6 protein-coding genes are annotated in these 7777 nt (G+C 72.2%); 3 read left to right on the top strand and 3 right to left on the bottom strand.

Annotated features, from left to right (window positions below; translation table 11 throughout):
* From ggt to ACG2DA_RS20495, 3 genes are all read left to right on the top strand, one after another.
* Positions 1-1594: gamma-glutamyltransferase (ggt, locus tag ACG2DA_RS20505; RefSeq protein WP_395258256.1), on the top strand; the 1594-nt coding region annotated here is incomplete at its 5' end.
* A 157-nt stretch (positions 1595-1751) separates the two neighbouring features.
* On the top strand, positions 1752-3320 hold the full coding sequence (locus tag ACG2DA_RS20500; protein ID WP_395258254.1) for a protein kinase: 1569 nt from the start codon (positions 1752-1754) through the stop codon (positions 3318-3320).
* A 147-nt stretch (positions 3321-3467) separates the two neighbouring features.
* Positions 3468-4493, top strand: a complete 1026-nt coding sequence (locus ACG2DA_RS20495; RefSeq protein WP_395258252.1) for an acetyl-CoA carboxylase carboxyltransferase subunit alpha — start codon at positions 3468-3470, stop codon at positions 4491-4493.
* A 145-nt stretch (positions 4494-4638) separates the two neighbouring features.
* Here ACG2DA_RS20495 and ACG2DA_RS20490 read toward each other — a convergent pair whose 3' ends face one another.
* From ACG2DA_RS20490 to thiO, 3 genes are all read right to left on the bottom strand, one after another.
* A complete protein-coding gene (locus ACG2DA_RS20490; protein WP_395258249.1) occupies positions 4639-5937 on the bottom strand; it encodes a CvpA family protein in 1299 nt (432 codons plus the stop codon).
* 149 nt (positions 5938-6086) lie between these two features.
* On the bottom strand, positions 6087-6563 hold the full coding sequence (gene dtd, locus ACG2DA_RS20485; protein WP_395258247.1) for a D-aminoacyl-tRNA deacylase: 477 nt from the start codon (positions 6561-6563) through the stop codon (positions 6087-6089).
* Positions 6563-7777: glycine oxidase ThiO (gene thiO / locus ACG2DA_RS20480; protein ID WP_395258245.1), on the bottom strand; the 1215-nt coding region annotated here is incomplete at its 5' end. The genes dtd and thiO, both read right to left, overlap by 1 nt.

The following is a 7777-nucleotide window of genomic DNA, read 5'->3' as shown; positions in this document are numbered from 1 at the left end:
GGCGGCGGGGGCGGAGGTCCTCCGGGCCGGCGGCAACGCGGTGGACGCCGCGGCGGCGACCAGCTTGGCGCTCTCGGTGGTGCGGCCGTACTCCTGCGGGCTCGGCGGGGGCGGGTTTCTCCTCTTCTACGACGCCGACGACGGCCCGGACGGGGCGGGCGTCTGCCGGGCGTTGGACTACCGGGAGGTCGCCCCCGCCGCGGCGACCCGCGACATGTTCGCCGGCGACCCGCAGGGCAGCCGCCGCGGCGGGAAGGCCGTGGCCGTCCCGGGCACGGTCGCCGGGCTGCATCTCGCGCAAACCGAATGGGGCGAGTTAGAGTGGGCCGCCGTCTGCGCCCCGGCCGTCCGCCTCGCCCGGGAGGGCGTGCCGTTGGACGAACATGACCGCACCCAGCGGGCCCGCTTCATCGCGGAATTCGAGGAGACGCCGGCCCTCCAGATCCGGTTCGCCGCCTTCTGGAAGGACTACCTATTCGAGGGCGAACTCCCCGGGGCAGGGGAGCCGGTTCCCTCGCCGCAGCTCGGGCTGCTGGAGCGGATCGCCGCGGAGGGGCCGGCGGCGTTCTACGAGGGGCCGGCGGCGGAGACGCTGGTCGTCGCGGTGCGGGGGGCGGGCGGGCTGATGACGGAGGAGGACCTCGCGGCCTACGAGCCGCGTCGGGTCGAACCGCTGACGGGGACCTTCGACGGCGTGACCCTGCACGTGATGCCGCCGCCCTCCTCCGGCGGGACCGCGATGCTGGAAACGCTCAATCTGCTGACGGCCCGGGAGCGACTCGCCGGGCGGGTCGAACTTGATTCCACCGCGGGCCGGCACCGGCTGGTCGAGGCGCTGAAGCACAGCTTTGCGGACCGGGCGGCGTTCCTGGGCGACCCCTACCACGCCGCCCGGCAGGGCGAACCGCTGCCGATCGCCCGGCTGACGTCGCCGGAGTACGCCGCGGCCTTAGCGGCGAAGATCGACCCGACCCGCACCTTTCCGCCCTCGCACTACGGCCGCATCGCCCCGACGCCGGACGCGGGGACGAGCCACCTGTCCGTCATCGACGCGACCGGCAACGCCGTCGCCTGCACGGAGACGATCAACCTGATCTTCGGCAGCCTCGTGGTCACGGCCGACGGGGTGGTGTTGAACAACGAGATGGACGACTTCGCCGCGATCCCCGGCGAGCCGAACGCCTTCGGCCTGATCCAGAGCGAGGCGAACGCCGTCGGGCCGGGGCGGGTGCCGCTCTCCAGCATGTCGCCGACCCTCGGCGTGCAGAACGGGCGGGCCGTGCTCGCGGCGGGCGCCAGCGGGGGGCCGCGGATCATCACCGCGACGCTGCAAACCGTGCTGAACCGGGTGCGCGGCGGGATGAGCCCCGCCGCCGCGATCGCAGCCCCGCGGATGCACCACCAGTGGGCGCCGAACTGGCTGGAGGTCGAACCGGAACTCTACGAACAGGTCCGGCGGGAACTGAAACCGTTGGGCCATGAGGTCCGGGAGCGGGCGGCGCTGGGCGTGTCGCAGATGGCGGTCCGCAACGCCGACGGCACGCTCTCCGCCGCCGCCGACCCCCGCAAGGGCGGGGGGGCAGACGGTTTCTGAGGGCGCCGCCGCGGATGCGAAACCCGTCCGAACCCCGACTTCGCTCCCGACGAATCGCGCCGCCGGCCTCCGGGCGGGGCTATAGTGAGGGTCCGTTCCCCCGTTCGGCGCTGCGCCGGGCGGGTCGATCCGAGTCAATGACGAAGGCGGTGAGGCGATGGCCGACTCCGACGCGCCCCCCGACGAACATGCCGAAGCCGCGTCCTCCATGGAGGGCAGCGGCCGGAGCGCCGTGGACGGCTTCGACCTTGTGGAGAAAGTCGCCTCCGGCGGGGCCACCGTCGTCTGGGAGGCCCTGGAGCGCGCCTCCGGGCAGACGCACGCCCTCAAACTGCTCCAGCAGTCGCTGATCAAGGACAGGGACCAGATCGCGACGCTCAAGCACGAGCAGAAGGTCGGTTCTTCGATGAACCACCCCAACGTGATCCACACCGACGGGTTCGTCAAAACGAAGGCGAACGTCTACCTGGTGATGGAGTTGTTCAAGCATCCGAACCTCAAATCGGCGCTGAAAAACAACCCCACGGAGATCCAGGCGAACGTGCAGCGGATCGTGGAAGGGATCTGCCAGGGGCTCGCCCACATGCACGAGAAGGGCTGGCTCCACCTGGACCTCAAGCCGGACAACCTGTTGGTCGCCCCCTCCGGCGAGGTGCGGGTGATCGACTTCTCGTTGAGCGAGAAGCCGGCGGGCGGACTCGCGGCATTATTCGGCGGCAAAGCGACGATCCGGGGCACCCGGACCTACATCGCCCCGGAGACGATCCTCAAGAAGCCGAAAACCCCGGCGACGGACGTCTACAGCCTGGGGATCACGCTGTTCGAACTGCTGACCGGGCGCCCGCCGTTCGCCGGGAACGACCCGAACCACATGCTCCGCCAGCACCTCAAAGAGTCGGTGCCGCCGGCCAGTTCGATCAACGACAACCTCACCCCGGAGGCCGACCGCCTGCTCGAAAAGATGCTCGCGAAGAAGCCCGCGGATCGGCACCAGACGCCGACCGAGGTCTTCGCGGAGTTCCGCGGCACGACGCTGTTCAAACGCGATCCGAAGGAACTGCTCGCGGAAATGAAGCGCCGCCGGGAGGAGGCGGAGTTGGAAGGGGCGACCCTGCTGGACAGCCGGGCCGACGCGGTCCGGACGCAGAAGGGGATCAAGGCGCCGACCAAGCCGCAGCCGAAAAAGGCCCGCCGCCGGGCGGACATCGGCGGCGAGGCGAAGAAGGCCGCCGCCCGCGAGGCGCAGCGGCAGCCGAGTCCGCCGCAGTCGCCGCCCCCCGCCATGCCGCAGGGCTACCCGCCCGGTTATCCGCCGCCGGGTTACTACCCGCAGCCGCAGTACGCGCCGCCCCCGTACGCCCAGGGCCCGCCGCCGGGACAGTTTCCGCCCGGAGGAGTCTATCCGCCGCCCCAACCGCCGCAGGGCCAACCGCCGCAGACGCAGCCCCCGCAGGGCCAACCGGCGGCGGGGCAACCGCCGCAAGGTCGGCCGGCTCCCGCGCAGGCGCCGCCGGGACAGGCCCCGCAACGACCGGCTCCGCCCGCGGGCGCTCCGTCCGGGTCGCAGGGGGGCCGGATCGTTCCGGCCGGGCCGCAGGTCCAAGTCCCCGGGCTGACGCGGCCGACCGACCAGCAGCACCCCAGCCAAAAGCAGCACGCCAGTCAGAAGAAGTCGTCCGAGGACGACGACCTCCCGCTGATGACCGAACTGCCGGAAATTCTCTGAGCCGACGCCAACGTCGGCTCGGCGTCGTCCCGGCGGAGTTCCGGCGGCGACGACTCGGGGCGGGGCGGTGGACTGGGCGATCCGGGAACGCGTCCGTAGACTCGGCGCCCCCGCCGTTGGCGGGTTCCCGTTCCGTCCGGTCGCGTGATGCCCCCCGCCCCCCTGTTGCCGTTCGAGCGGCCGATCCGCCAGCTCGAAGAAAAACTCGCCGCCCTGGAGGCGGACCCTGATCCCTCGAATCACCTGCGCGACGCCATCCGGGCGTTGCGGCGGGAGATTCGGGAGAAGACCCGCGAGGTCTTCGGCGGCCTCGACGCCGCCCAGACCGTCAAGGTCGCCCGCCACGCAGAGCGGCCCCAGACCCGCGACTACATCGAACTGGTCTTCGACGAGTTCGTCGAGCTGCACGGCGACCGGGCCTTCGGCGACGACCGCGCGATCCTTACCGGCTTCGCCAAGCTGGACGGCCAGCGGGTGTTGCTCGTCGGCCAGCAGAAGGGGCGGACGCTCAAGGAGCGTACCGAGTGCTACTACGGCTGCGCCCACCCGGAGGGCTACCGCAAGGCGCTGGAAAAGATGCGGCTCGCCGAGAAGTTCGGCCTGCCGATCGTCTGCCTGATCGACACCCCCGGCGCCTACCCGGGCGTCGGCGCTGAAGAGCGCGGCCAGAGCTACGCGATCGCGCTGAACCTCCGCGAGATGGCCCGGCTCAAGACGCCGATCGTCTGCTGCGTGATCGGCGAGGGCGGCAGCGGCGGGGCGTTGGGCATCGGCATCGGCGACCACGTCGCGGTGATGCAGTTCGCCTACTACTCCGTAATCAGCCCTGAGGGCTGCGCCGGCATCCTGTATCGGGCCGAGGGCGGCGCCACGCCGGCGAACGTCGACCGGGCCGCCAATGCCCTGAAGTTCACCAGCGAGCACCTGCTGGAATTCGGCATCATCGAGGAGATCGTCGAGGAGCCGCCCGGCGGCGCCCACCGCGATCACCGGGCCGCGGCCGGGGCACTGAAGGAGGCCCTGGGCCGGGCCGTCCGCGACCTCGCCGATCTGCCGGCCGACAAACTGCTGAACCGCCGCTACGAACGCTTCCGTCGAATCGGTCAGTTCGAGGAACTCGCCGCCGCGGGGCAGGCCGACCCGGCGACCGCCGAGGCGGTCGCGGCGGAGTGAGTCGCCGCCCCGTTCTTCGGGGTACGAACAACGTCCGATAATGCCCGTTATGTCAAGCTGGGCCTGATTCTGGCCCTGTGAAGATAGGACTTCCTCGATCCGGCGGCGAAACCGCGACGTTGCCGGCGACGGTCGAATCCGACCCTCACCGTCGCGGCGCCGTCTCCCCCGGGCGGGCCGTCCGGGCGGTCAGGCGGCGGGTGATCCGCTCCCTCAGCGTGGTCGCCTTGGTGGTGCCCGGATCCGGGTCCGGGCCGGCGGCCGGGCCCCGGAGGTCGGCGAGCCAGTCCTGGAGCACGTCCAGCGCGGCCTCCTCCGGCACCGGGCCGAGCGCCCGGGCGGACTGCTGGCGGATCATGCTCTGGACGTTCTCGTCCCGGTTGTAGATCGCGGCGATCTCCGCGATCAGCTCCTGCCGCGTCGGCCGGTTCGCGGCGGGCTCGGCCGCGGGCTGGCTCGGGTCGCCGAGGAAGTCGTCCAGCCGCACGCCCCACTCGTCCTCGACCCGACGGCGGGCGGCGTTGGTCGCCGATTCGGTCAGCGAGTCCGTGAGATTCCGCCGCGTCTCCTCCGGCACGTCGTTCCACAGGTCGCGGGCGACGTTGCCGGCTTCGTTCCGCAGGCGATCCGTGTTCAGTCGACCGTCGTTCTGCCAATCGCCCCCTGCCCCCGGAGCGGCGCCGAAGTCGCCGCGGGCGGAGTCGCCGAACGCTCCCTCGCCGCTGACCGGCCGCCCGTTGAACCGCGGGTCGTCGCCGAAGCCGTCGCCCGTCGGGGGCGAACCGCCCCCGGCCAGCGGGCCGGGTTCGCCGAAGCCGTCGGGTTCGTCCCAGGCGTCGCCTCCGCCGGGGGCGTCGAAGTCGTCGAAGCCGCCGAAGTTGTCGTCGAACAGGTCCCCGGGGTCCTCGCTGCCCCCGGCGAGCTGACCGCTGTGGTATTCCTCCTCAAAGCCCTGAAACTCTTTCAGGTGAGGCTCGAGGACCTTGCCCAGCTCCTCCGGAAACACGGGCGAGAGCTTGTCCATCACCACGGCCGCGGCGTGCCCGCTGTGGGAGCCCAGCACGGCGGGCCGCAGGGTCTCCGACAGCGTGACGGCGAAGAAGGTCAGGACGACGGCGATCCCGGCTCCCTTGAGCAGGCCGACCAGGCCGCCGAGGTGGCGGTCGTAGTCCTCGAACTTCGCCTTCTCCAACCCGTTCTGCATCGCCCGGGCGACGGCGAAGCAGACGAACGAGCAGGCCACGTAGAGCAACAGCATCGAGACCCACCGGTTCAGCGGCGGGTCGATCTTCAGGTACGGCGCGATCGCCAGCGAAGCGGTCTCCGCGAAGACGAAGCAGAGCACCACCGCGGCGATCCCGGCGAGTTGCCAGAGGAAGCCCTTCTTCGCCCCCCGGACCATGCAGAACAGGAGGATGGCGGCGACGGCGAAGTCGTACCACATGAATCGAGTCGTCCTGACGGAACGGCGTGCGCAGCCCCGGTCCTCCGGAGCGAATCGGACCACGGTATCGGATCGACCGGATCGACGGGAAGGGCGGTTGGGCCGCGAAGGTTTCCCGCCTCCGCGGACGGGGAGCCCGGCCGCCCGCCTCAGAACCGCTTGCGGCTGTCCAGCAGCAGGGTGACCGGGCCGTCGTTCGTCAGCGAGACCGCCATGTCCGCCCGGAACACGCCGGTGCTGACGAACAGCCCCGCGGTCCGCAGCCGTTCGCAGAATTGTTGATAGAGGCGATCCGCCTCGCCCGGCGCCGCGGCGGCGACGAAGCTGGGCCGGCGACCCTTCCGGCAGTCGCCCAGCAGCGTGAACTGGCTCACCACGAGCGCCCCGGCGGGCGGATCGTCGCCCTCCGCGTCCCCCGCGACGTCGGTGACGGAGCGGTTCATCTTGCCCTCGGCGTCCTTGAAGATTCGCAGGCCCGCGACCTTTTCGGCCAACCAGACCAGGTCCGCGTCGCCGTCGCCCTCCTCGACGCCGAGCAGCACGAGCAAACCCCGCCCGACCGCCCCGACGACCTCGCCGTCGACCGTCACGGACGCCTCCGACACCCGTTGCACCACCGCCCGCATCAGCGTTCCCCTTTCGCGTCGAACCGGCCGGGGGCGAGTCCTTCCAGCGAAACCGGCGGCGGGCGATCTTCGATCAGGTCGGCGACGATCGCGGCGGCGCCGGGGCTCTGCTGGAGGCCGTCGCGGAAGTGGCCGGCGGCGAGGAAGAGACCGTCGATCTCCCCCGCGTCGCGGCCCGGCACGTGGCCGAGCAGCGGGTTGCCGTCGGGCGTGCCGGGGCGGAGGCCCGCCCAGCAGCGTTCCACGGCCGCCCCCCCCAGCGCCGGCACGAGGGCCGCGGCGAAGTCGAGCAGCCCGGCGAGGCCGGCCGCGGTGGTGTCCGGCCGAAAACCGACCTCCTCCTGCGTGGCCCCCACGATCGTCCGCCCGTCGGCCCGCGGCACCAGATAGCGGGCGCCGCACTCGATCACCGGGGCGAACGGCCGCTTCGGCGTGCGGAGCAGCGCGATCTGGCCCCGCACCGGACGGACGGCAGCGTCGAACCCCAGGGGCGCCAGCAGTCCGCCGGTCCACGCCCCGCCGCACAGCAGGACGGCGCCGGCGTCGAGGCGCTCCCCGGCCTCCGTCATCACGCCGACGGCCCGCCCCCCGAGGCGGCGGACGGCCCGAACGGGCGTTCCCTCACGGATTTCTAGGCGAATTCCCCCCGCGGCCCGTAACGCTCGCAGGAGTCGGGGGTTGCGAACCTGCCCGGCGTCCGGCAGTCGCACGACGGCGGCGACCTCCCGGGAGAGAAACGGGACCTCGGTCCGGAGGGCCTCGGGCGGGAGCCATTCGGCGCACACCCCGCCGCGGCGGAACGCGGCGGCGGCCTGCTCCGCCTCCTCCGCGGCGAAGTCGCCGCCGAGTTCGGGGTGCGACACGTGCAGCGAACCGAGCCGCTCGTAGCCGACGTCCACACCGGACGCCTCCCGCAGCGCCGCCGCCCAGTCGTCCCAGCGAGTGTGGGCGAACGCCCGCAGGCGGTCGCGGGGGCTCTCGGCATGCTCCAACGACGCCGGCGGCAGCATGCCGGCGCCCGCCCAACTGGCGGCCCCCGTTCGGGCTCCGACCGCGTCGCGTTCCAATAGGAGAACCGACCGGCCCCGGCGGGCGAGTTCGACGCCGCAGCTCAGTCCGATCACCCCGCCGCCGACGATCAGCACGTCCGGCGAGGGCATGTCGGGGGGCGGAGCGAAACGAAACGAGGCGGGGCGGGGGCAGTGTACGCCCCC

The sequence above is a fragment of the Alienimonas sp. DA493 genome, assembly GCF_043951915.1.
GTDB lineage: Bacteria > Planctomycetota > Planctomycetia > Planctomycetales > Planctomycetaceae > Alienimonas.
Note: the sequence above shows the minus strand (reverse complement) of the source record. Positions and strands in the feature narration are given on the sequence as shown.